At 64.7% G+C, this 22661-nt stretch carries 20 protein-coding genes; 11 read left to right on the top strand and 9 right to left on the bottom strand.

All coding sequences use genetic code 11. The features are described 5' to 3' along the window. Window positions 1–5 precede the first annotated feature (5 nt). The 4 genes from JQ616_RS14330 (at window position 6) to JQ616_RS14315 (ending at window position 4693) form a co-directional block, all read left to right on the top strand. The gene (locus tag JQ616_RS14330; protein WP_212015299.1) at window positions 6–962 is read left to right on the top strand and encodes a GAF domain-containing protein; all 957 of its coding nucleotides are present in this window, start codon (window positions 6–8) and stop codon (window positions 960–962) included. 189 nt (window positions 963–1151) lie between these two features. Next, window positions 1152–2669: an aldehyde dehydrogenase gene (gene adh, locus JQ616_RS14325; RefSeq protein ID WP_212015298.1), complete on the top strand. Its 1518-nt coding sequence runs from the start codon at window positions 1152–1154 to the stop codon at window positions 2667–2669. A 73-nt stretch (window positions 2670–2742) separates the two neighbouring features. Further along, window positions 2743–3093 (top strand): DUF779 domain-containing protein, encoded by a 351-nt coding sequence (locus JQ616_RS14320; RefSeq protein ID WP_212015297.1) that lies wholly within the window; start codon window positions 2743–2745, stop codon window positions 3091–3093. A 103-nt stretch (window positions 3094–3196) separates the two neighbouring features. Continuing rightward, window positions 3197–4693: an AMP nucleosidase gene (locus JQ616_RS14315; RefSeq protein WP_212015295.1), complete on the top strand. Its 1497-nt coding sequence runs from the start codon at window positions 3197–3199 to the stop codon at window positions 4691–4693. Window positions 4694–4774: 81 nt separating this feature from the next. On the opposite strand, the gene JQ616_RS14310 is transcribed toward JQ616_RS14315, so the two are convergent. Together JQ616_RS14310 and JQ616_RS14305 are read right to left on the bottom strand one after the other, a co-directional pair. Then, window positions 4775–5404, bottom strand: coding sequence for a glutathione binding-like protein (locus JQ616_RS14310; protein WP_212015293.1), 630 nt, complete (start codon window positions 5402–5404; stop codon window positions 4775–4777). Between the two features lie 11 nt (window positions 5405–5415). Next, window positions 5416–6009 (bottom strand): cysteine hydrolase family protein, encoded by a 594-nt coding sequence (locus JQ616_RS14305; RefSeq protein WP_212015291.1) that lies wholly within the window; start codon window positions 6007–6009, stop codon window positions 5416–5418. A 129-nt stretch (window positions 6010–6138) separates the two neighbouring features. Here JQ616_RS14305 and JQ616_RS14300 point away from each other — a divergent pair, with 129 nt between their 5' ends. Then, window positions 6139–6978, top strand: a complete 840-nt coding sequence (locus tag JQ616_RS14300) for a LysR family transcriptional regulator (protein ID WP_212015289.1) — start codon at window positions 6139–6141, stop codon at window positions 6976–6978. Between the two features lie 93 nt (window positions 6979–7071). Here JQ616_RS14300 and JQ616_RS14295 read toward each other — a convergent pair whose 3' ends face one another. Further along, on the bottom strand, window positions 7072–7680 hold the full coding sequence (locus JQ616_RS14295; RefSeq protein ID WP_249136781.1) for a TetR family transcriptional regulator: 609 nt from the start codon (window positions 7678–7680) through the stop codon (window positions 7072–7074). A 260-nt stretch (window positions 7681–7940) separates the two neighbouring features. Between JQ616_RS14295 and JQ616_RS14290 the strand changes: the two genes are divergently transcribed. Together JQ616_RS14290 and JQ616_RS14285 are read left to right on the top strand one after the other, a co-directional pair. Further along, window positions 7941–8786 carry a DUF3313 domain-containing protein gene (locus tag JQ616_RS14290; protein ID WP_349629995.1) on the top strand — a complete coding sequence of 282 codons (846 nt, stop codon included), beginning with the start codon at window positions 7941–7943 and terminating at the stop codon, window positions 8784–8786. 183 nt (window positions 8787–8969) lie between these two features. Beyond that, window positions 8970–12329, top strand: a complete 3360-nt coding sequence (locus JQ616_RS14285; protein ID WP_212015285.1) for an adenylate/guanylate cyclase domain-containing protein — start codon at window positions 8970–8972, stop codon at window positions 12327–12329. Between the two features lie 82 nt (window positions 12330–12411). Here JQ616_RS14285 and groL read toward each other — a convergent pair whose 3' ends face one another. Both groL and groES read right to left on the bottom strand, forming a co-directional pair. After that, window positions 12412–14052, bottom strand: a complete 1641-nt coding sequence (gene groL, locus JQ616_RS14280) for a chaperonin GroEL (RefSeq protein WP_024582526.1) — start codon at window positions 14050–14052, stop codon at window positions 12412–12414. A gap of 45 nt (window positions 14053–14097) precedes the next feature. Next, complete coding sequence (groES, locus tag JQ616_RS14275) at window positions 14098–14412, bottom strand: co-chaperone GroES (protein WP_021077770.1); 315 nt, start codon at window positions 14410–14412, stop codon at window positions 14098–14100. Window positions 14413–14806: 394 nt separating this feature from the next. Here groES and JQ616_RS14270 point away from each other — a divergent pair, with 394 nt between their 5' ends. Next, window positions 14807–15097 (top strand): usg protein, encoded by a 291-nt coding sequence (locus tag JQ616_RS14270; protein WP_097674119.1) that lies wholly within the window; start codon window positions 14807–14809, stop codon window positions 15095–15097. Window positions 15098–15213: 116 nt separating this feature from the next. Continuing rightward, window positions 15214–15780 carry a cupin domain-containing protein gene (locus JQ616_RS14265; protein WP_212015283.1) on the top strand — a complete coding sequence of 189 codons (567 nt, stop codon included), beginning with the start codon at window positions 15214–15216 and terminating at the stop codon, window positions 15778–15780. A gap of 140 nt (window positions 15781–15920) precedes the next feature. On the opposite strand, the gene JQ616_RS14260 is transcribed toward JQ616_RS14265, so the two are convergent. Further along, complete coding sequence (locus JQ616_RS14260) at window positions 15921–17171, bottom strand: NupC/NupG family nucleoside CNT transporter (RefSeq protein WP_212015281.1); 1251 nt, start codon at window positions 17169–17171, stop codon at window positions 15921–15923. Window positions 17172–17287: 116 nt separating this feature from the next. Here JQ616_RS14260 and JQ616_RS14255 point away from each other — a divergent pair, with 116 nt between their 5' ends. Continuing rightward, window positions 17288–18511, top strand: coding sequence for an MFS transporter (locus JQ616_RS14255; protein ID WP_212015279.1), 1224 nt, complete (start codon window positions 17288–17290; stop codon window positions 18509–18511). 236 nt (window positions 18512–18747) lie between these two features. Here JQ616_RS14255 and JQ616_RS14250 read toward each other — a convergent pair whose 3' ends face one another. After that, entirely contained in the window at window positions 18748–19509 is a 762-nt protein-coding gene (locus tag JQ616_RS14250) for an SDR family oxidoreductase (protein ID WP_212015277.1), read from the bottom strand. Between the two features lie 12 nt (window positions 19510–19521). Next, entirely contained in the window at window positions 19522–20283 is a 762-nt protein-coding gene (locus JQ616_RS14245; RefSeq protein WP_212015275.1) for a peptidase, read from the bottom strand. Window positions 20284–20586: 303 nt separating this feature from the next. On the opposite strand from JQ616_RS14245, the gene JQ616_RS14240 reads away from it, so the two are divergent. Continuing rightward, window positions 20587–22197 (top strand): ABC transporter substrate-binding protein, encoded by a 1611-nt coding sequence (locus JQ616_RS14240; protein WP_212015273.1) that lies wholly within the window; start codon window positions 20587–20589, stop codon window positions 22195–22197. Between the two features lie 26 nt (window positions 22198–22223). On the opposite strand, the gene JQ616_RS14235 is transcribed toward JQ616_RS14240, so the two are convergent. Beyond that, the gene (locus tag JQ616_RS14235; RefSeq protein ID WP_212015271.1) at window positions 22224–22649 is read right to left on the bottom strand and encodes a carboxymuconolactone decarboxylase family protein; all 426 of its coding nucleotides are present in this window, start codon (window positions 22647–22649) and stop codon (window positions 22224–22226) included. Window positions 22650–22661: the final 12 nt, after the last annotated feature.

Raw genomic sequence — 22661 nt, 5'->3', positions numbered from 1 at the left:
GAAGCATGAGCCGGTCGCCGGGCGTCATGCATACGGACAAGGTTCTCGACGTGCTTGCCGGAGGCGGAGCGCCATCCGACCTGTCGGCGTCGTGGCGACGGTCCGGCCATCTGCATGCGCTCGATCCGGCGAGCCGCCTGCCGTCGCATCGTCTGAGCTGGGCTGAGATCTCCGCCGCGCAACAGCGCCTCGGTGAATTCCTGAAAGTCGCGCAGAGCACGCTCGATCGGCTGTTCCTGGCCGTGGGCGGGGTCGGCTGCTCGGTGCTGCTCGCGGACCGCAACGGCGTCGTCGTCGACCGGCGCGGCGCGGGGGCCGATGATGCGACGTTCAACGAATGGGGGCTCTGGACCGGCGCGGTCTGGAGCGAGAAATACGAGGGGACCAACGGCATCGGCACCTGCATCGTCGAGAAGCGACCGTTGTCGATCGACCGCGAGCAGCACTTCTTCACCCGAAATTCCAGCCTGTTCTGTACCACCGCGCCGATCTTCGACGAGCATGGCGAGCTCGCCGCCGCGCTCGACGTGTCCTCATGCCGGGCTGACCTGACCGATGGATTTTCTCGGTTGATCGCGACCACGGTCACCGACGCTGCGCGCGCGATCGAGGCCGAGAATTTTCGCCGTGCGTTTCCCGATGCGCGAATTCTGCTGACACCGAGGAGCGAGCGTGCCGTCAACTCGCTGCTGGCGGTCGATCGCGACGACCTTGTGATCGGCGCAACGCGCGCGGCGCGGCGCGCGCTCGGCCTCAATGCGGCGTCGCTGGCGCGGCCATTGCCGGCGGCCGATTTGATCGGCGAGGCGCGCGACGACGGCGGCCTGGCGTCCGCCGAACGCGCAGCGTTGCAGCGTGCGCTGGCGCGTGCCGGCGGCAACGTGTCGAAGGCCGCCAAGGACCTCGACATGTCGCGCGCGACACTGCACCGCAAGCTCAAGCAGCTAGGTCTGCACCGCTGAAACGCATCCTGGCAGGTCCAAACCAGCGTCAGCAGCACTGACACGCCTGCGCCAATTTGCGGCGCACTCTGTCTCAGATTTGCGACAGTTCCGCTGCGGCCGTTAGGGCGGGCCCCTGTTCTGTAAGCCTGATTTGACGGAGCGTTCCGGCCCAACGCCGTGTGCATCGGCGTGCCAACGGAGGAACACATGAACAAGGTTGACATGCAGTCCGTGCTCAAGGCGCCGTTTGCCAAGCGCTACGGCAATTTCATCGGCGGCGAATGGCGCGAGCCCCATTCCGGAAAGTATTTCGACAACGTCTCTCCGGTCACCGGACTTCCGATCTGCGAAATCCCGCGCTCGGATGCGGCCGACATCGAGGCCGCGCTCGATGCGGCGCATGCCGCCAAGGACGCCTGGGGCAAGACCAGCGTCGCCGAGCGCTCGCTGATCCTCAACAGGATCGCCGACCGGATGGAGGCCAATCTCGAGAAGCTGGCGACTGCCGAGACTTGGGACAATGGCAAGCCGATCCGCGAGACGATGGCCGCCGACATGCCGCTCGCGATCGATCACTTCCGTTACTTCGCCAGCGCGATCCGCGGTCAGGAAGGCTCGATCTCCGAGATCGACCATGACACCGTCGCCTATCACTTCCATGAGCCGCTCGGCGTCGTCGGCCAGATCATTCCGTGGAATTTCCCGATCCTGATGGCGGTGTGGAAGCTCGCGCCGGCGCTCGCCGCCGGAAACTGTGTCGTCCTGAAGCCGGCCGAGCAGACCCCGGCGTCGATCATGACGCTGCTCGAACTAATCGGCGATCTCCTGCCCAAGGGCGTGCTGAACGTTGTCAACGGCTTCGGCCTCGAGGCTGGCAAGCCGCTGGCTTCGTCGAACCGGATCGCCAAGATCGCCTTCACCGGCGAGACCACGACGGGCCGGCTGATCATGCAATACGCCTCGCAGAACCTGATCCCGGTGACGCTCGAACTCGGCGGCAAGTCGCCCAACATCTTCTTCAGGGATGTCTGCGCGGAAGACGATGATTTCTTCGACAAGGCGATCGAAGGTTTCGTGATGTTCGCGCTCAACCAAGGCGAGGTCTGCACCTGTCCGAGCCGTGCGCTGATCCATGAATCGATCTACGACCGCTTCATGGAGCGTGCGCTGAAGCGCGTGGCGGCGATCACGCAAGGCAGCCCGCTCGACCCGACCACCATGATCGGCGCGCAGGCCTCCTCCGAGCAGCTCGAGAAGATCCTCTCCTACATCGACATCGGCAAGAAGGAGGGCGCCAAGGTCCTGGCCGGTGGCGAGCGTAACGATCTCGGCGGCGGACTGTCGGGCGGCTACTACGTCAAGCCGACCGTGTTCGAGGGCAACAACAAGATGCGTGTCTTCCAGGAGGAGATCTTTGGGCCGGTGGTCTCGGTCACGACCTTCAAGACCGACGAGGAAGCGCTCTCGATCGCCAACGACACGCTCTATGGCCTTGGCGCGGGCGTCTGGAGCCGCGATGCCAATCGCTGCTATCGCTTCGGCCGCGCCATCCAGGCCGGCCGGGTCTGGACCAATTGCTACCACGCCTATCCGGCACATGCGGCGTTCGGCGGCTACAAGCAATCCGGCGTCGGCCGCGAGAACCACAAGATGATGCTCGACCACTATCAGCAGACCAAGAACATGCTGGTGAGCTACAGCCCGAAGAAGCTCGGCTTCTTCTAAACCACACCCAGGGCAACCAACACGACAGGCTTCGGCGGGATGTTCCGCCGGAGCCTCCATCACGGAGACCGAGATGGCCGACAAGGTGACCGCGACCCCGGCCGCGCTTGACCTGATTGCCGAGATCGTCGCCGATCACGGGCCGGTGCTGTTTCACCAATCCGGCGGCTGCTGCGACGGGTCGTCGCCGATGTGCTATCCGGTAGGCGAATTCCTGATCGGCGACCACGACGTCAAGCTCGGCGAGATCGGCGGCGCGCCGTTCTATATCAGTGGTTCGCAATATGACGTCTGGAAGCACACCGATCTGATCATCGACGTCGTTCCCGGCCGCGGCGGCATGTTCTCGCTCGACAATGGACGGGAGCGCCGGTTCCTGACTCGGTCCGAAATCTGCGCGCTGCCGCCGCGCGAGATGGAGTAGGGCGCCGCGACGGGCACCGATCTGGAACTGGAGGCCATTGTCGTTATACTGCACTGATCCAGGGCGAGTCCAAGCTCGACAACCGATCTGGTGTAAAGCGAACATGTCTCCGACGCCCCCCATCGAAACTCCCCCGCCGATCACGACCGAAGCGTTCACCGATGCTGCGGCCGCGGTTGCTCGTCTCGAAGAGATCTACGAGCGCAACACCGGCTACCTGCGCAACCGCTTCGAGGCCTATGTCAATGGCGCCGTGATCACGACACGGGTGCGCGCGCATTACCCGTTCGTCCGGATCACCACCTCGTCGCATGCGCGGCTCGATTCGCGGCTCGCCTATGGCTTCGTCGCGGGGCCCGGCATCCATGAGACGAGCATCACCCGGCCGGACATTTTCCGGACCTATCTCACCGAGCAGATCGGGCTGCTGATCAAGAACCACGGCGTGGCGGTCGAGATCGGCGAGTCCAGTGAGCCTATACCGATTCATTTCGCCTACCGGCGCGACATCAATATCGAGGCGGCGCTGACCATCGCCGACAGTTCGGCGTTCACCCGGTCGCTGCGCGACATCTTCGATACGCCGGATCTTGCGGCGATGGACGATGCGATCGCCGACGGGACGTTCGAGCTGACGCCGGGCACGCCGGAGCCGCTTTCCCTGTTCCGCGCCGCGCGGGTCGATTACTCCCTGCGCCGGCTATATCACTACACCGGCACCGATCCCGAGCACTTCCAGAATTTCGTGATCTTCACCAACTACCAGTTCTATGTCGATGCCTTCGCGCAATCGAGCCTGCAACGCCTCGCCTCGGGTGAGGAAGGCCTTGAGGCGTTCGTTGCGCCCGGCAATGTGATCACGCGCAGCGCGCGGCTTGGCGGCGGCACCATCGGCATGGCGTCGGAACGCGTGCCGCAGATGCCGGCGTTTCATCTCGTCGAGCCCGGCTATCGCGGCATCACCCTGATCAATATCGGGATCGGTCCGTCCAATGCGCGCAACATCACCGATCACGTCGCGGTGCTGCGGCCGCATGCCTGGCTGATGATCGGCCATTGCGCGGGCCTCAGGAACACGCAGCGGCTCGGCGATTATGTGCTGGCCCATGGCTATGTCCGCGAGGACCACGTGCTCGATCACGAGCTGCCGCTGTGGGTGCCGATCCCCGCGCTCGCGGAAATGCAGGTCGCGCTCGAGGAAGCGGTCGGCGAGGTGACCGGGCTCTCCGGGTTCGAGCTCAAGCGGCTGATGCGCACCGGCACGGTCGCCAGCGTCGACAACCGCAACTGGGAGATCAGCGGGCCGCAGGTGATCCGGCGGATGTCGCAGTCGCGCTCGATCGCGCTCGATATGGAATCGGCGACGATCGCCGCCAATGGCTACCGCTTCCGCGTGCCCTACGGCACGCTGCTCTGCGTCTCCGATAAGCCGTTGCATGGTGAGATCAAGCTGGCTGGGATGGCGAGCGAATTCTATCGCCAGCGCGTTGGCCAGCATCTCCAGATCGGGCTGAAGGCGCTCGAGCGGCTCAAGCAGCAGGAGTCCGAGCGCCTGCATTCGCGCAAGCTGCGCAGTTTTGCCGAGGTCGCGTTTCAGTAGAGCATGATCCGGAAAAGTGCGAAGCGGTTTTCCGAAAAGATCATGCTCAAACAGTAAGCTAAAGCGCCGGACGCGCGGCGATCACGCCGCGACGCTCTTCCACAACTGCATCTCGGTGCCGATGGCCGCCTTGACCTGCGGCCGTGCCTGGATGCGTGAGAGATAGGCTGCCAGTGACGGCCATTGCGCGACGTCGACACCGGCGGCGCGGAGCAACAGCAGCGCCCAGGCGAGGTGCGCGTCCGCGACCGTGAAGCGTTCGCCGACCAGAAATTCGCGGTGAGCGAGATGCGTTGACGGCACCGACAAGGTCTGGCCGATCCTGGCACGCGGTTTGGCAAGCGATGCGTCGTCCTTGTACCAGAAGGTCGGGAACAGAAAGCCCTTGTGGATCTCGGTGCCGATGAAGCTCAGCCACTCCTGCAGGCGATAGCGATCCGGATCGCCAGGTGCCGGCGCGAGGCCGAGTTCGGGCTTCAGGTCCGCGATATATTGCAGCACGGCCGCGCTCTCCGTCAGGCGTTCGCCATTCTCGAGCACAAGCACCGGCACCGCGCCCTTCGGTGCGACCGCGCGGAAGTCGCCGTCGTCCTCCAGCACCTTCTTGGTCCAGAGCTGGACCATGTGATAGCGCGCCTCGATGCCGGCTTCCATCAATGCGATGCGGCTGGCCAGCGAGCAGGCCATCGGCGAGAAATAAAGCTGGAGCATCGCGATGTCTCTCAGGCGAGGGCGTTGCCGCGGGCGATGATCGCAAAGCGATCGGAGAGTTCGGCGAGCGCGACGTCGTGGATCAGTTTTGCAGCGATCGTGCCGCCTTTGCCGTCGGGCAGGTCGCGGGTGGCGCAGCTGTCGGCATCGATCGTAGTGCGATAGCCGAGATCGAGCGCCGCGCGGGCGGTCGAGCTCACGCACATATGCGTCATGAAGCCGGCGAGCACGAGCTCCTTGCGGCCGGTCGCGGCCAACTGCGCGTTCAGCTCGGTGCCGGCAAAAGCGTTCGGCAATTGCTTCTCGATCACGATCTCGCCCGGCCGCGGCTTGAGCGGCGCGACGATCGCGCCACGCTCCGCGCTGCGATCGAACAGGCTGCCCGGCGCTCCACTGTGCGCGATGTGGATGATCTTGGCGCCGGCTTCCCGTGCGCGGTTGAGCAGTGCGGTCGCGCGCGCAATCGCTGGATTGGCGTCGGGCAGGGCCAGGGGACCGGCGAGATACTCGTTCTGGATATCGATCAGCACCAGGCAGGCATCGCCGAGGCGGGGCGGGGTGAGGTCGATGCCGGCAAGCTGCATCAGCGTTTTGGCTGCGGTCATGGTCCTGAGGTCTCCAGCGGATCTGTCTTTACGAAAATATAGCCGCGGACCTGGCTGCCGTTATGCAGGGATATTGCAGCCGGTGGCTGCGTTATTGCAGGAAGGCCGAACACGCGCTAGCCTGCTGCCATGAACTGGGACGACCTTCGCATCATCGCCGCCGTCAGGGACGAGGGCACCTATGCCGGCGCCAGCGCGCGGCTGCGGATCGACGAGACCACGGTCGGCCGGCGCCTGGCGCGGATCGAGCGCGCGCTCGGCCTGCGGCTGTTCGAGGCGGCCGACGGCGTCCGCAAGCCGACCCGGCAGTGCGACGTGGTGCTGGCGCACATCCAGGCGATGGCCGAGCATGCCGAGGAGATCGGCCGGATCGGCGAAAGCCTGCCGGGGCCGGTCGGCCGGCTGCGCATCGCCTCGACCAATGCGATCGCGGAGGAGGTGCTGGCGCCGCGAACCAGCGCCTTGCTGCGCGCCAATCCGGGGCTCACGCTGCAATTCCTGACGTCGAGCGACAATGTCAAATTCTCGCGCTGGGAAGCCGATCTCGCGATCCGGCTGCGCAAGCCCGACAAGGGTGACTTCGCGATCTCGAAGCTTGCCGAAGTCAGGCTGTATTTCTTCGAACCGGCCGCGGCGGCAACAGGGGAGGCGGTGACGTGCGCCTATCCGGATGAGCTCGGCGCTATACCGGAGATGCAGTTCCTGCGCGCGAAGCGGCTGCGCGCGCGCTGCGTCACCGATAATGTGCGCATCATTCACAGACTGATCCAGTCGCATCACGCGGTCGGCGTGCTGCCGGAGCATAGTTGCGTCGACCTGCTGACCGATCGCCGGCTGCGCGCCACGCTGCTGCCGAAGCGGCGCGACGTTTGGCTCCTGGTGCAAAGCCATCTCAAGCGCGACGTGGCGACCCGCGTCACCATCGACTGGCTGCGCGGTTGCTTTCAGGATGTCGCGCGCAGCGGGTGATGTGGAGACGGTCTCTCCACCCGTCATTCCCCGGTGCGCAATTGCGCACCTGAGGGCGGCGCGCAGCGCCGAGCCCCGGAATGACGAAGGGGCTCAGATCGCGGCCTTCAGGTTGGCGAAGGCGTCCTGCACGAATTTGGTGAGCTGGCGCTTGCCGCCTTGCTCGAGCCAGGCGTCGACGGCGATGCGCATTGCGCCACTCGAGGCCATCGCGACCAGGCGGAGGCGGTCGCGGCGATCCTTGCCCGGCCATAATTCGCACAGCATGTCGTAGATGACCTGCTCGCGGTGCAAATCGTTTCGGGGGCGGCGCGAGCTCAGCACCTCGCTCTCGCGGATCAGGCGCGAAATCGCAATGGTCCGCGGCGTCTGGAAGCGGGCGGACATGTCCAGCAGCGCCGCGCGGACGACGTCGATCGGCGCGCCGGCCGAGGCATGGTCGCGGATCGACGCCCTGAGCGCGTCGTCATAGCTTGCGACATGCGCAAGCAGGATCTCGTCCTTGCCCTTGAAATAGTAGAAGAAGGTCCGGCGCGAGATGCCGGCCGCCGCCGCGACCTCATCCAGCGTCGTCGCATCGAAGCCGTTGGCGAGAAACAGCTCCATGCCGACATCGGCGATGCGTTGCAATGTCTGGCGACGATTGCGCTCGCGCAGGCCTTCTTTTGCAGGCGTCTGGGCTTTCGTCAGTGTCTCCGGCATCGGCCGCTTCTCTCATAAACAGGCAATCAGGGCAAAATCACTTCGCGGCCTCGCCTTCGCGCGGCCGTCGGCGTCAACGCGCGTGGCGGCGCGGTTGGGCATGCGTCTACCGGTCGCAGCCCGCGGTCACGCCATAAAACCGCCCAACACGATAATTACACCGAGTGTAATAACTACACTAAGTGTAAGTCAGTGGTGCCCCAATGACAAGCTGCTCGCATGCGCGTCGGATCAACCTGCTTCCGGCGGCAAATGGATTCGTGCGCGGGCGGGGGACGCAGCTCCGCAATTGGGCCGCGGTGAAGCTGCTCGGTCTGCTGCTCGCAGGCTGCGCGACGGCGACGCTGGATCAGGCCGGCTCACTCCGCTCCTACGACAACATGGTGCAGTCGGACGGGATGCTGACCCGTTCGCAGCTGCGGGTGAGCAAGGACGAGGTGCTTGCGGCGAAGACGGTGAGGATCATCCCCACCGTATTCTCAGAGAAAACGCCGGCGCCGTTTACGCCTGCGCAGCGCAGGCTCGTCACCAACGCCGCCGACCGCGCACTGTGCGCCGGCCTGAGCGAACGCTTCTACGTGGTGGCGTCGGAGCCGGCCGACCTGACCGTCCAGGCCGTCATCACCCATGTGGTGCCGACCGACCCGACCGCCGTCGGCGTGTCCAAGGGCGTGTCGGTCGCGAAGACGATTCTGCTGCCCGGCGTGCCCGTGCCAGTGCCGCGGATTCCGGTGGGGCTCGGCAGCCTGTCGCTCGAAGCCGAGGCGCGTGATCCAGCCGGACAGCAAAAGGCCGCGATGGTCTGGGGTCGCAACGCCAATGCCTTCGATACCGGACGGATGTCGGAGGAGGGCGATGCGTACGGCCTTGCGGCATCGTTCGGCGGCGATTTCAGCCAGATGCTGGTCACCGGCGTGACGCCGTTTGGCGGCGTGCCGACGATGCCCTCGATGCAGCGGCTCGGCTTCCTGCTCGGCGGCGCGCCGAAATATCCCGCGTGCGAAGCTTTCGGACGCGCGCCCGGCCTCGTCGGCATGATCGGCGACAGCGCCGGCGTGCCGCCGGACTGGACCGACAAGGGGCCGGTTGCGGCACGCACGGAGTGAGCCCGCCGGCACGCGTACGAATGTTCGCGTGCACAGGGCTGTAACCGGGCACCGGCGTGGCACAATTCGCGTGTCCTGCTCCGGGCGGACTACCGCAAAACGGAAGGTGCCAGCGCAGACAGATTGCGCTAACGTCTATTCGCCGTGGTCCATTCGGCCAGCCGTCAACTGTCGGTGAAGCCAATGCAGCAGATTGCGGAATGGCTCGAGAAGCTGGGACTTGGGCAATACGCGCTGCGTTTTGCCGAGAACGGCATCGACGTAGGTGTTCTTTCCGAATTGACGGATGAAGACTTCGACAAGCTCGGGGTCCTGCTCGGCCATCGTCGCAAGATGCTGCGCGCGATCGCTGATTTCAATCAACCCGAACTCATCGCCGCGCCGGTTTCACCGCACGATGCCGAGCGACGCCATCTCACCGTAATGTTCTGCGACCTGGTCGGCTCGACCGCCTTGTCGGCACGCCTCGATCCCGAGGACATGTGGGAAGTGATCCGTGCCTATCGTGCGGCCTGTGCGCGGGTCATCGCGACATATGATGGCGTCGTTGCCAGATTTATCGGCGATGGGATCCTCGCATATTTCGGCTACCCACGTGCGCACGAAGACGATGCGGAGCGCGCGGTGCGCGCCGGCCTCGACGTCATCGCCGCAATCGGCAAGCTGGAGACCCGCGCGGGCGGGGGCGTCGCGGTGCGGATCGCGATTGCGAGCGGGCTTGTCGTGGTCGGCGATCTCGTCTCCGGCGACGCGTCGGAGGAGCAGGCGCTGGTCGGCGATGCGCCGAATGTCGCTGCGCGGTTGCAGGGCCTGGCGGAGCCGGGTGTGGTCGTCGTCGCCGCCTCGACCCGCCGACTGCTCGGCAATCTCTTCACGCTTCGCAACCTCGGTCGCCGCGAAGTCAAGGGAATCGCCGAGCCGATCGCGGTGTGGGCTGTCGAAGGCGAGCCGGCATCGGAGAGCCGCTTCGAAGCCGTGCGGACCGCGCGTTCGATCGGCTTCGTCGGCCGCAAGGCGGAGATCGAATTTGCGTTGTCGCGCCAGCAACTGGCGTGGCAGGGCCAGGGCCAGGCGGTGCTGATATCGGGCGAGGCGGGGATCGGAAAATCGCGGATCGTGGCAATGCTCTCCGACAGCCTCGCACCAGCGACACACCGCCGTGTGCGGTATCAGTGCTCGCCTTACCACACCAACAGCGCGCTGCACCCCTTCGTCACACAGCTCGAGCGTGCCGCCGGCATCAGGCCGGACGATCTTCCGGAGCGAAAGCTGGACAAGCTCGAAGCCATGCTGGCGCTCGGGACGCAGCAAGTACCCACGGTAACACCGCTGATCGCGGCGCTGCTGTCGATCCCGACCGGTGACCGCTATCCGCCGCTCGGCCTCAGTCCGGTGCAACAACGGCGGCAGACATTTGCCGCGCTGCTCGACCAGCTCGAGGGCCTCGCCCGGCAGCAGCCGGTGCTTGTCGTCTGCGAAGACATGCATTGGGTCGACGCCACGTCGCTCGAATTACTTGACCTCGCGGTCGACCGGATCAGGGGACTTCCGATCCTCATGCTCATGACATTCAGGCCGGAGTTCGAACCGCCATGGGCTGGGCTCGCCAATGTGAGCCTGCTGCGGCTCGATCGGCTCGACCGGCAGGACACGCGCGCGCTGATCGAGCAGGTGACCGTCGGCCGGTTGCTGCCCGGCGAGATGATGACACAGATCATCGAACGGACGGATGGTGTGCCATTGTTCGTCGAGGAACTGACCAAGATGGTCATGGAGTCGGGGCTGCTCGTCGAGAATGCCGGACGCTATCGCCTCGACAATCCGCTGCCGCCGCTCGCGATCCCGGCGACGCTGCAGGACTCGCTGATGGCCCGGCTCGACCGCCTGGCACCGGTCAAGGAGGTGGCGCAGATTGGCGCGGCGATCGGCCGTGAATTCTCCTATACCCTGCTGCGCAGCGTGGCCGGGCGCGATGATCTGACGCTTGCGGCCGCGCTCGCCCAGCTCGAAGAGGCCGAGTTGCTGCTGCGCCGGGGCACGCCACCTGATGCAAGCTACAGCTTCAGGCACGCGTTGGTCCAGGAGGCGGCTTACGAGAGCCTGCTCAAGAGCCGCCGGCAACTGCTCCACAAGCAGATCGGCGATGTGCTGCGTGCCAAGTTTGCCGAAATCGCGGAGATCGAGCCGGAAGTCGTCGCCTATCATTTCACCGAGGCAGGGCTCGGCCAGACTGCACTCGGATGGTGGCGCAAGGCCGGTCAGCAGGCGCTGAAGCGATCGGCCTATTGCGAGGCGATTGCACATCTCGGCAAGGCGGTCGCCATCGCCGATGAACTGCCCGACGAGCCGGGCCGGATGATCGGTCGGCTCCATCTGCAAATCGCCTATGGCCGCGCGTTGCGCGGTAGTCTTGGGCACAGCGCCCCCGAGACGGTGGCAGCCTGGACGCGCGCCCGGCAATTCGCCTCTGACATCGATGATCCAATCGAAATGGCGCCGATCCAGTCGGGCCTCTTCAACGCCTGCCTGACCCACGGCGAGCTCGCGCCGATGCGCGAGTTGGCGGAGGCCATCATGGGCGCGGCGGAACGGCATCCGGATTCGCCGGTGGCGACGATTGTCGCGCACTGGACCAGCGGGGTGACCTCGTGGTTCGCGGGCGACTATCTGAACGCGGGCATCCATCTCGAGCGGGCGTTCGCGACCTATACGACCGAGTCCAATCCGGCAACCTTGAAGGCATCGACGCTCGATCTGCCATTCGTCATCATGAGATTTCTTGCGCTCGTGCTTTGGCCGCGCGGCGAGATCGATCGCGCCCGGCAGCTCGCGGGCGAAGCGGTGAGCGTTTCCGGAGAACAGCGCGCACTCGCGCGTGCCAATGCGCTGGTTCACAAGGCCGTTTTCGACGGTCTGTGCGGCAGCCGGTTGCGGCAGACCGAGACAATCCTCGCTTTGGGGCTGGCGCAGGATCACACGATGCCGCTGTATGTCGCCGCCGGCACCTACCTCAATGGTCTGGCAAAGTGGCGCGCCGGCGACCGGGCGGCAGGTCTCGCGGAGATGCAGCGTGGCTGGACTTTGCTGCACGAGAACGATTGCTACCTCTGCGAGCCGTTCTGGGGATTGCAGATCGCGCTGGCGAACGCCGAGGCCGGGCATGTCGAGGCGGGGCTCGACATCATCAATGAGCTGATCGACGCGACGGAGCAGTCCGGGCAGCACTGGCTCGACGCCGAGCTATGCCGTGTGCAGGGTGAGCTGCGGTCGCGTCGCGCCACCCCTGACCTTTCCGGCGCCGAGGATGCCTTCCACCGCGCCATCGAGATTGCCCGAAGGCAACAGACGAAGACGTTCGAACTGCGCAGCGCGTTGGGACTTGCACGCCTCTATGCCGGCAATGACCGAGTGGATGCGGTGCCGGAGGTGCTTGCGCCGGTGCGCGCTTGCTTCGATACCGGGCAGGATCTCGCCGAGATCCGGGATGCCGACGAACTGCTCAGGCAGCTGGATCGGCCCGCGCGTCACTCCCGTGCATCCTGATGGATGCCGGTGGAGGCCAAACAAAAACCCCGGCATCGCTGCCGGGGTTTTGCATTTCGCAAATCGCCTTGAATGGCTGGACTTAGAAGTCCATGCCGCCCATGCCGCCGCCCGGAGGCATCGCGGGGCCGCCGGCGTTCTTCTTCGGCAGCTCGGCAACCATGGCTTCCGTGGTGATCAGCAGCGCAGCAACCGAGGCAGCGTTCTGGATCGCGGTACGGACGACCTTGGTCGGGTCGATGATACCCTTCTTGACGAGGTCGGCGTAGTCGCCGGTCTGGGAGTCGAAACCGTAATTGTAGGTCTTGTTCTCCAGGATCTTGCCGACGATGACGGAGCCGTCTTCACCCGCGTTGATCGCGATCTGGCGAGCCGGAGCCGACAGCGCCTTGCGCACGATCTCGACGCCGGTCTTCTGGTCGTCGTTCTTGGTGCGCAGACCCTTGAGCTGCTCGGAAGCACGGAGCAGGGCGACGCCGCCGCCCGGGACGATGCCTTCCTCGACAGCCGCACGGGTCGCATGCATCGCGTCATCAACGCGATCCTTGCGCTCCTTCACCTCGACTTCGGTCGCGCCGCCGACGCGGATCACCGCGACGCCGCCCGCGAGCTTGGCGAGACGCTCCTGCAGCTTCTCACGGTCGTAGTCCGAGGTGGTTTCCTCGATCTGCGCCTTGATCTGGGCAACGCGAGCGTCGATGTCGGCCTTCTTGCCGGCGCCGTTGACGATCGTGGTGTTCTCCTTGTCGATCATCACCTTCTTGGCGCGACCGAGCATCTGCAGCGTGACGTTCTCGAGCTTGATGCCGAGGTCTTCCGAGATGGCCTGGCCGCCGGTCAGGATCGCGATGTCCTGCAGCATGGCCTTGCGGCGATCGCCGAAGCCCGGAGCCTTGACGGCCGCGACCTTCAGGCCGCCACGCAGGCGGTTGACGACGAGGGTGGCGAGGGCTTCGCCTTCGACATCTTCAGCGACGATCACCAGCGGCTTGCCGGTCTGCACCACGGCCTCGAGCAGCGGCAGCAGTTCGTTCAGCGAGGAGAGCTTCTTCTCGTTGATGAGGATGTAGGCGTCGTCCATCTCAACGCGCATCTTGTCGGCGTTGGTGACGAAGTAGGGCGAGATGTAGCCGCGGTCGAACTGCATGCCCTCGACGACGTCGAGTTCGGTCTCGAGCGACTTGGCTTCCTCGACCGTGATCACGCCCTCGTTGCCGACCTTCTTCATGGCGTCGGCCAGGAACTTGCCGATCTCGGCATCGCCGTTGGCCGAAATGGTGCCGACCTGGGCGATCTCCTCGTTCGAGGTGACCTTCTTCGAGTTCTTCTGGAGGTCCGCAACGACGGCTTCGACCGCGAGGTCGATACCGCGCTTCAGGTCCATCGGGTTCATGCCGGCGGCGACCGACTTGGCGCCTTCCTTCACGATCGCCTGGGCGAGCACGGTCGCCGTGGTGGTGCCGTCGCCGGCCGCGTCAGCGGACTTGGAGGCGACTTCGCGCACCATCTGGGCGCCCATGTTCTCGAACTTGTCCTCGAGCTCGATCTCCTTGGCGACGGTGACGCCGTCCTTGGTGATGCGGGGAGCGCCGAACGACTTCTCGAGCACCACGTTGCGGCCCTTCGGACCGAGCGTGACCTTCACCGCGTTGGCGAGGACGTCGACGCCGCGCAGCATCTTGTCGCGCGCCTCGACGGAGAATTTGACTTCTTTAGCTGCCATCTGAGTTTTTCCTTGAGAGATTAAGCCTGGGAGGGAGAGGGACGCTTAAGCGGCCTTCTTCTTGGAAGCGGGGACGTCGAGCACGCCCATGATGTCGCTTTCCTTCATGATCAGCAGGTCTTCGCCGTCGATCTTGACCTCGGTGCCCGACCACTTGCCGAACAGGACGCGGTCGCCGACCTTGACGTCGATGGGGATCAGCTTGCCGGCTTCATCGCGGCCGCCCGGGCCAACGGCGATGACTTCGCCCTGCGAGGGCTTTTCCTTGGCACTGTCCGGAATGATGATGCCGCCAGCAGTCTTCTCTTCGGCGTCGATACGCTTAACCACGACGCGGTCGTGAAGCGGACGGAATTTCATGCAGTCCTCCTAAATATTTGCGGATGCTGTAGATTTTTGGAGAGTTAGCAGTCCAGCCGAGCGAGTGCCAGACTGGTTGGGCAGGAGATAGGCCAAGCCTTGGCGGCGGGCAAGTGCCTCTAGCAGAAAAATTGGCACTCGCGAATGACGGCTGCCAGCAGGATGCCGAGATCATTTCGGCATGCTTAATGCCGGCCCGAGGGGCCGAAGGGGCTATTAGCAGATGCGGTAAGCTGCTGCCAACGCACGAAATTTCAACAACCTATTAAACATTTAGGCTTGAGATGGGTTAGTCGCGTGCGTCACATTTCTCTCATGTGAGCGCATCCATTGCCGGTGGTCCGGCGGGGAAGGTCGGCCACCATGTGAATGCGCTCCGTCACAGGAGGTTGGCATGGTCTCGCGAGTTGGTGGGGTTGTTTCCGACGATTTCCGGAAGCAGTTGCTGGGGTACGGGCTGACGACGGCGCAAATCCTCTATCGGATGCCGGATCATCCCTCGTTGCTGCAGACCTATGTCTGGCAGAACTACGACCTGTTTCCGAAATTTCCGGCGCTGCAGGATTTCCTCTCCTTCTGGCAGCAGAAGCTCGAGGGCCCGTTGTTCTCGGTGACGGTGGCGCATTCCAAGCTGGTCAAGCCGGCGGAGTTGCGCGCGGTCGACGGCGTCTTCCGGCTGCATTGAAGGCCGATCAGTAGTTCGGGACGTTGGGTGGGCACGGCGCTCACGCGCCTTTGCCCACCCACCATTGCGCGACTTGTGTTAGCCTTCGTTCGTCACAAGAAGACGGGAGGCGAACAATGGCCAAGAAGACGGCATCAAGATCCGCAGCCAAGACCGCGGTGAAGAAGAAATGGACCGGGCTCGGCGCCGGTGCCAAAAAATCGTCCGCACGCAAGACCATCAAGTCCAAGGGCCGCGTCTCGGCGGCGAAGAAGAGCGCGCCGAAATCAGCGACCAAGGCCGCAACGAAGGCACGGCCGAAGCAGCGCGTCGCGATCAGCCATCACCGCGAAGAGGATTTCAAGGCCGACGGGCTGCGCGCCTACGCCAAGTACCGCGACCTCGGCATTTCAGCCGCCTCACACGGCCTCGCGCAGGCGCATGTGATCCGGTTGCAGGGACCGTGCAATCCGGATGAAGTGTCGAAGCTGCACTTCCACGATATCGACTTCCAGATGGTCTATGTGCTCAAGGGGTGGGTGAAGACGTATATGGAAGGCGAGGGCGAGACGCTGATGAAAGAAGGCAGCGCCTGGACCCAGCCGCCGCGCATCAAGCACATGATCCTGGATTATTCCGACGACGTCGAACTGCTGGAAGTGATCCTGCCGGCGGAATTCAAGACGGTGGAGTTGAAGGCGTAAATTCCTGTCATTCCCCGGTGCGCAATTGCGCACCTGAGGGCGCGCGCGGCGCGAGCTCGGAATCCATTTATCGGCATAACCGGCGGCACAATGGATTCCGGGTTCTCGCTACGCGAGGCCCGGAGTGACGACCGTAGTCGTCACGTCATCATCCCCACGATCGCGCCCATCAGGCATGTCGTCAGCGTGCCCGAGACGATCGACTTCAGCCCGAGCGCGTTGATCTCGTCGCGGCGCCCGGGCGCCATGATGCCGAGGCCGCCGATCATGATGCCGAGGCTCGCGAAGTTGGCAAAGCCGCACATCGCATAGAGCATGATCAGCCGCGAGCGCGGATCGAGCGCGTCGGGGCCGAGCTTCGAGAGGTCGACATAGGCGATCAGCTCGTTCAGCACGGTCTTGGTGCCCATCAGGCTGCCCGCCGTGATCGCCTGCGGCCAGGGCAAGCCCATCAGCCAGCACACCGGCGCCATCACGTAGCCGAGCAGCCGTTGCAGCGAGATCTTCGCGCCGCCGATCTCCGGCAGCAGGCCGATGATCTTGTTGGCGAGATAGACCAGCGCGACCAGCACCAGCAGCATCGCGATGATGTTCATCAGCAGCTCGAGCCCCGCCGCCGTGCCCTTCACGATGGCGTCCATCGTCGACGATACCTGGACGTCAGGATCATCGAGCGACCCGCCGGTGCGCTTGTCCGTCGTCTCCGGCACCATGATCAGGCTGACCAGGATGGCGGCCGGTGCGCCGAGCACCGAGGCGATGACGAAATGCGCGGCGGCATCGGGGATCAGCGGCGCCAGCAGCGTGGCGTACAGCACCAGCACGGTGCCGGCGATCCCGGCCATGCCGCCGGTCATCACCAGAAACAATTCGCTGCGGCTGAGCTGCGCCAGATAGGGGCGGATGAACAGCGGGGCTTCCACCATGCCGAGGAAGATGTTGGCCGCGGTCGAGAGGCCGACTGCGCCGCCCACGCCGAGCGTGCGCTCGAGGATCCAGGCCATGCCGCGCACCACAGGCGGCAGCACCCGCCAATAGAACAGCAGCGTCGTCAGCACGCTCATGACCAGCACGATCGGCAGCGCCTGGAAGGCGAGGATGAAATCCGAGCCCGGCGCCTTCGGGTCGAACGGCGCCGGACCGCCACCGACATAGCCGAACACGAAGGCGGTGCCGGCGCGCGTCGCCGCGGCGATGGTGCCGACCGCATCGTTGATCGCGCCGAACGCCTGCGTCACCAGCGGCACCTTGATCAGCACCAGTGCGGTGACGACGGTGACGACGAGCCCGATCGCCGCCTGCCGCAGCGATACGAGGCTCCGATTCTCGCTCAACACCCAGGCGATCACGAGCAACGCCACCACGCCGAACGCCGATTGCAACTGCAGCATCACGCCCCCAAGAACCCGCACGCAATTATGGGCAGGGGCCTCGCGCAGCGCAATGCTGTTGCGCGTTCTCCTTCCTGCCATTGACAAGTTGCAGGCGCTCGGCCACGCAATCATCCATGTCCTCCGTCACGCCGGCCGGCGCCCGCGATCTGCTAGGCCACAGACCCTTCCTGTTCTTTTTGTCGTCGCGCAGCCTGTCGCGCTTCTCCAGCCAGATCGGCGCGGTGGCGATCGGCTGGCAGATCTATGACCTGACCGGCAGCGCGTTCGATCTCGGCATGGTCGGCTTGGTGCAGTTCCTGCCGACCGCGCTGCTGGTGTTCGTTGCCGGTCACGCCGCCGATCGCTTCGAGCGTAAGCGCGTGGTGCAGGCCTGCCAGGTGGCGGAGGCGCTGACCGCATTGTTTCTCGCCGGAAGCACTTTTGCCGGCACCATTTCCGAGATCCAGATCTTCGTCGCGACCTTCGTGCTCGGCATCGCCGGCGCGTTCGAGAGCCCGGCGACCGCCGCGCTGCTGCCGCTGATCGCGCCGCAGGGATCGTTGCAGCGGGCGACCGCGATCTCGAGCGGTGCGGCGCAGGTCGCAACCATCACCGGCCCCGCGCTCGGCGGCTTCGCCTATGCGCTGATGCCGGGCGCGCCCTACGGCATCATGATGGTGTTCTGGCTGTTCGGCGCGCTGCTCACCAGCGGCATCGGCCGCTTGCAGCAGGCGCCGGTGAAGAACGGCGGATCGTCGGACGATCTGTTTGCCGGCGTCACCTTCGTGCGCCGCAATCCGGCGATCCTCGGCACCATCTCGCTCGATCTGTTCGCGGTGCTGTTCGGCGGTGTCACCGCGCTGCTGCCGATCTATGCCCGCGACATCCTGCAGGCCGGCCCGCTCGGCCTCGGTATCCTGCGTGCCGCGCCCGCGGTCGGTGCGCTCTTGATGACGATGGTGCTGGCGCGCCACACCATCAACCGCCGCGTCGGCATGCGCATGTTCCAGGCGGTGATCGTGTTCGGCGTCGCCACCGTGGTGTTCGCGCTGTCGCACTGGATGTGGCTATCGGTGCTGGCGCTCGCGGTGCTCGGCGCCGCCGACACGATCAGCGTCGTGATCCGCTTCTCGCTGGTGCAGCTTGCCACCCCCGACGAGATGCGCGGGCGCGTCGGCGCGGTCAATTTCCTGTTCATCAACGCCTCGAACCAGCTCGGGCAGTTCGAGAGCGGCGTCACCGCGGCGCTGCTCGGCGCCGTGCCGTCGGCCGTGCTCGGTGGCGTCGCCACCGTCGCGGTCGCGCTGCTCTGGATGAAGCTGTTCCCGACGCTACGGGATGTCGAGAAGCTGGAGTAGGGCGGCGCTCCCGCCAGCCGTCATTGCGAGGAGCGCCTGCACGATTTCGGAATAATGGAAAAATACTACTGAGTTGCCCGACGTGTCAAGTTGCCTTGTCGGACGCCGGCAGGCAGCCGGCTACTGTGCATGGGGTTGTTTTCAGTATTTTTGACAGCGCCGCTGCGACGGCATCGCCGGGACAAGCCCGGCCATGCCGTCGTGTAGCCCTGCCGCAAGCGGGGAGAACGCGAAGATCAGCCCCGGCCGACGAATGGCATCTTGGTCGCCATCACCGTCATGAACAGCACGTTGGCGTCGAGCGGCAGGCCGGCCATGTAGGCGACGGCATCGCCGACCGCCTTCGCATCCATGCGCGGCTCGTGCTTGGTGGTGCCGTCCGGCTGCAGCACGCCGGGGCCGTTGACCATGCGATCGGTCATCGGGGTCGCGGCATTGCCGATATCGACCTGGCCGACCGCGATGTCATACATCCGGCCGTCGAGGTTGGAGGCCTTGGTGAGGCCGGTGATGGCGTGCTTGGTCGAGGTGTAGGCCGCTGAGAACGGCCGCGGCGCATGCGCCGAGATCGAGCCGTTGTTGATGATGCGGCCGCCGCGCGGCGTCTGGTCCTTCATGATGCGGAAGGCGTGCTGGGTGCACAGGAACGGCGCGGTGAGGTTGGTGTTGACCACGGCTTGCCACTGCTCGAGCGGCAGATCCTCGAAATGCACCGGCGGAGCGCCCATGCCGGCGTTGTTGAACAGAACGTCGAGCCGGCCGTAGGTCGCCTTCACCTTGTCGAACAGCGCGGCGATCGCGGCCGGGTTGGCCATGTCGGCGGTGACGCACAGGCTCTTGCCGGCGGGACCGAGCTTGGCGGTCTCCTCCAGCATCTCCAGGCGGCGCCCGACCAGCACCACGGTGTAGCCCTTGTCCATCAGAGCGAGCGACGCGGCGCGTCCGACGCCGGTGCCTGCACCGGTCACGAGTGCGATCTTGCGGGTTGCCTCAGTCATCCGAGTTTCCTCTTACTTGGTTTTTGCTTCGGTTTCGTTCTTGTAGGGTGGGCGTGGAATGTTCTGGTGTGCCGCGCGCAGCGCCGCCGACCAGCGCGAGCGCAAATCGTGGAAATAGGGCTCGCCGGCCTCGATGCGGTGGTTGAGGTCGGCCACGCAGGCGTCGGCGCGCACCACCAGCACGTCGATCGGCAGGCCGACGCCGAGATTGGAGCGCATCGTCGAATCCATCGAGATCAGCCCCGTTTTGAGCGCCTCGTAGAGCTCGACGTCGTAATGCATGGCGCGATCGAGCACCGGCTTGCCGTATTTGTGCTCGCCGATCTGCAAATACGGCGTGTCGGTGGTGCATTCGATGAAGTTGCCGGCAGTGTAGACCATGAACAGCCGCATCCGCGAGCCCTGGATCTGGCCGCCGAACAGGAACGAGACGTCGAACGAGATGTCTTCCGAGCGCAGCGCATCGCCCTCGGTGGCATGCACCGAGCGGATGGCGCGGCCGATCCGCTGCGCCGCCTGGAACATGGTCGGCGCGTTCATCAGCGTCTCGAGCTCGCCGGTGTCCGGATTTTCCATGCCCTCGGTCAGGGTCGACAGCACCGACTGGCTGATCGCGAGATTGCCGGCGCTGGCGATCGCCATGATGCGGTCGCCGGGCTTTTCGAAGATGTGCAGCTTGCGGAAGGTCGAGACGTTGTCGAGACCGGCATTGGTGCGGGTATCGGCGATCATGACGAGGCCGTCGCGCACCAGAATTCCGCAGCAATAGGTCATTTCCGGTCCCCAACGATCCGCATGTCTCGGCGGGGAAACGTGTAGCCAATTTCGCGGATGCATCCAACCCCAATTCCCCGTGACGGGACATGCGGCAGCCGGTCAAAACGGGGAGGGCCCGATCACGGACATCACCTGCCGGCGCCTGTTCCAGCCGGCGACGGTTCGGAGTTGCAGGGCGCCGGCCTTGCCCTGCGTTGTACGCAGCCGGCATTGATCCGCATCCCCAGTCATTGCGGCGCATCGGACCCTGTGGTCGACTGCCTGCAATCGACAAAACAACAAGAAGTCCGGGAGGCGAGAATGTCGCTCAAACTGTCTGCATTTGTCATTGCGTTGGGCATCGTTGCTATGGCCACGAGCCCGGCATTGGCGCAGAAGAGGGGCGGCACGCTGCGGCTCTATCACAACGACAATCCGCCCTCGACCTCGCTGCTCGAGGAATCCACCATCGCCTCGGTGATGCCGTTCGCGGCGGTCTTCAACAACCTCGTGGTGTTCGATCCGGCCAAGGTGCACGAATCCATCGACACCGTGATCCCCGATCTCGCCGAGAGCTGGTCGTGGGATTCCACCAATACCAAGCTCACTTTCAAGCTGCATCACGGCGTGAAGTGGCACGACGGCCAACCGTTCACGGCCAAGGACGTGCAATGCACCTGGCGGATGCTGATCGGCAAGAGCGAGACCCAAGACTCCAAAACACAAGACTTCAAGCGCAATCCGCGCAAGGTCTGGTACTCGAAGCTGAAAGATGTCAGCGTCAACGGCGACGATGAAGCGACCTTCGAATTGACCGAGCCGCAGCCCGGGCTGCTCGCCTTGCTCGCCAGCGCCTTCTCGGTGGTCTATCCCTGCCACGTGCCGCAGCAGGTGATGCGCACCAAGCCAATCGGCACCGGCCCGTTCAAGTTCGTCGAGTTCCGGCGCGGCGATTCGATCCGTCTCGTCCGCAACCCCGATTATTTCAAGAAGGACCGGCCGTATCTCGACGAGATCACGGTGCGCTCGATCGACAGCCGCGCTACGCGGATGCTGGCGTTCGCGACCGGTGACTATGACATCACCTTTCCGTCCGATGTCAGCATTCCCCTGATGAAGGACGTCAAGGCGCGCTCGCCAAGCGCGATCTGCGAGATGACGTCGACCAATCTGCAGATCAATCTCCTGGTCAATCGCGTCAATCCGCCGTTCGACAATCCCGACATCCGCAAGGCGATGTCGCTGGCGCTCGATCGCAAGGCGTTCAACTCGATCCTGTTCGAGGGAGCGGGGCGGCTCGGCGGCGCGATGCAGGCCAAGCCGGAAGGCGAGTGGGGCATGCCGCCCGAACTCCTGTCGACGCTGATGGGCTACGGCCCCGACACCGAGAAGAACCTCGCGGACGCGCAGGCGATCATGCAGAAGCTCGGCTACAGCGATGCCAAACCGCTGTCGATCAAGATCCAGACCCGCAATTTGCCGACCTATCGCGACCCGGCCGTGATCCTCGCCGACCAGTTGAAGAAGATCTACATCGTTGCCGAGCTCGACATCCTCGACACGCCGCGCTGGTATTCGCGGCTGCAGCGCAAGGATTACACGATCGGCCTCAATGTCACCGGCGTCAGCGTCGACGATCCCGACGGCAATCTGGTCGAGAATTATTCCTGCAATTCGGAGCGCAATTACACCCAGTACTGCAATGCCGAGGTCGACAAGCTCCTCGCCGCTCAATCGCGCGAGGTCGACAAGGACAAGCGCCGCAAGATCGTGTTCGACATCGAGCGCCTCCTGGTCGACGATGCGGCGCGACCGGTCATCCTGCACTCATCGGCCGGCAATTGTTGGCAGCCTTATGTGAAGAATTTCCATCCGCACGACAACAGCCAGTACAACAATCTGCGCTTCGAGGACGTCTGGCTGGATAAATAACGCGGCGTAGGGGCGAGTGGTGGCCGCTACGGCTCCTGGCTTCGCCCAGCCGGTGCATCGACCAGGAATGCGTCATCCACCGGTACGCCGAGCCCGGTGACCAGCCGGTTGGTCTCCGCAGCCATGCCGACGATCGCCAGCATTTCGTGATACTCGGCCTCGGTCATGCCTTTGGCACGGGCGGCCGCGGTGTGCGAATGAATGCAGTAGCTGCAGCCATGGGCGATCGAGACGGCGACGTACAGCATCTCCTTGACCTTCGGATCGAGCGCGCCGGGGGCCATCACCTCCTTGATGCTCTCCCAGGTGCGCCGCAGCGTCTTCGGGTCATGCGCGAGCGCGCGCCAGAAATTGTTGATGAAGTCCGACTTCCGCGTCGCGCGGATGTCGTCGAACACGGCGCGGGCCTCGGCTGAGAGTTCATCGTCGGAAAGGAGTTTTACGGTGGCCATGGCTTTCTCATT

The organism is Bradyrhizobium tropiciagri (assembly GCF_018130545.1).
Taxonomy (GTDB): domain Bacteria; phylum Pseudomonadota; class Alphaproteobacteria; order Rhizobiales; family Xanthobacteraceae; genus Bradyrhizobium; species Bradyrhizobium tropiciagri_A.
The sequence above is the reverse complement of the archived record's forward strand: the minus strand, read 5'-3'. Positions and strand labels throughout refer to the sequence as shown.

What these genes read in the sequence shown, in the direction of transcription:
- JQ616_RS14250 (WP_212015277.1), bottom strand. Translation starts at nt 19,509, where the DNA reads ATGACTGAGGCAACCCGCAAGATCGCACTCGTGACCGGTGCAGGCACC.
- JQ616_RS14295 (WP_249136781.1), bottom strand. Translation starts at nt 7,680, where the DNA reads ATGCCGGAGACACTGACGAAAGCCCAGACGCCTGCAAAAGAAGGCCTG.
- JQ616_RS14320 (WP_212015297.1), top strand. Translation starts at nt 2,743, where the DNA reads ATGGCCGACAAGGTGACCGCGACCCCGGCCGCGCTTGACCTGATTGCC.
- JQ616_RS14285 (WP_212015285.1), top strand. Translation starts at nt 8,970, where the DNA reads ATGCAGCAGATTGCGGAATGGCTCGAGAAGCTGGGACTTGGGCAATAC.
- JQ616_RS14235 (WP_212015271.1), bottom strand. Translation starts at nt 22,649, where the DNA reads ATGGCCACCGTAAAACTCCTTTCCGACGATGAACTCTCAGCCGAGGCC.
- JQ616_RS14245 (WP_212015275.1), bottom strand. Translation starts at nt 20,283, where the DNA reads ATGACCTATTGCTGCGGAATTCTGGTGCGCGACGGCCTCGTCATGATC.
- JQ616_RS14265 (WP_212015283.1), top strand. Translation starts at nt 15,214, where the DNA reads ATGGCCAAGAAGACGGCATCAAGATCCGCAGCCAAGACCGCGGTGAAG.
- JQ616_RS14270 (WP_097674119.1), top strand. Translation starts at nt 14,807, where the DNA reads ATGGTCTCGCGAGTTGGTGGGGTTGTTTCCGACGATTTCCGGAAGCAG.
- groL (WP_024582526.1), bottom strand. Translation starts at nt 14,052, where the DNA reads ATGGCAGCTAAAGAAGTCAAATTCTCCGTCGAGGCGCGCGACAAGATG.
- adh (WP_212015298.1), top strand. Translation starts at nt 1,152, where the DNA reads ATGAACAAGGTTGACATGCAGTCCGTGCTCAAGGCGCCGTTTGCCAAG.
- JQ616_RS14260 (WP_212015281.1), bottom strand. Translation starts at nt 17,171, where the DNA reads ATGCTGCAGTTGCAATCGGCGTTCGGCGTGGTGGCGTTGCTCGTGATC.
- JQ616_RS14305 (WP_212015291.1), bottom strand. Translation starts at nt 6,009, where the DNA reads ATGACCGCAGCCAAAACGCTGATGCAGCTTGCCGGCATCGACCTCACC.
- groES (WP_021077770.1), bottom strand. Translation starts at nt 14,412, where the DNA reads ATGAAATTCCGTCCGCTTCACGACCGCGTCGTGGTTAAGCGTATCGAC.
- JQ616_RS14300 (WP_212015289.1), top strand. Translation starts at nt 6,139, where the DNA reads ATGAACTGGGACGACCTTCGCATCATCGCCGCCGTCAGGGACGAGGGC.
- JQ616_RS14240 (WP_212015273.1), top strand. Translation starts at nt 20,587, where the DNA reads ATGTCGCTCAAACTGTCTGCATTTGTCATTGCGTTGGGCATCGTTGCT.
- JQ616_RS14310 (WP_212015293.1), bottom strand. Translation starts at nt 5,404, where the DNA reads ATGCTCCAGCTTTATTTCTCGCCGATGGCCTGCTCGCTGGCCAGCCGC.
- JQ616_RS14315 (WP_212015295.1), top strand. Translation starts at nt 3,197, where the DNA reads ATGTCTCCGACGCCCCCCATCGAAACTCCCCCGCCGATCACGACCGAA.
- JQ616_RS14330 (WP_212015299.1), top strand. Translation starts at nt 6, where the DNA reads ATGAGCCGGTCGCCGGGCGTCATGCATACGGACAAGGTTCTCGACGTG.
- JQ616_RS14255 (WP_212015279.1), top strand. Translation starts at nt 17,288, where the DNA reads ATGTCCTCCGTCACGCCGGCCGGCGCCCGCGATCTGCTAGGCCACAGA.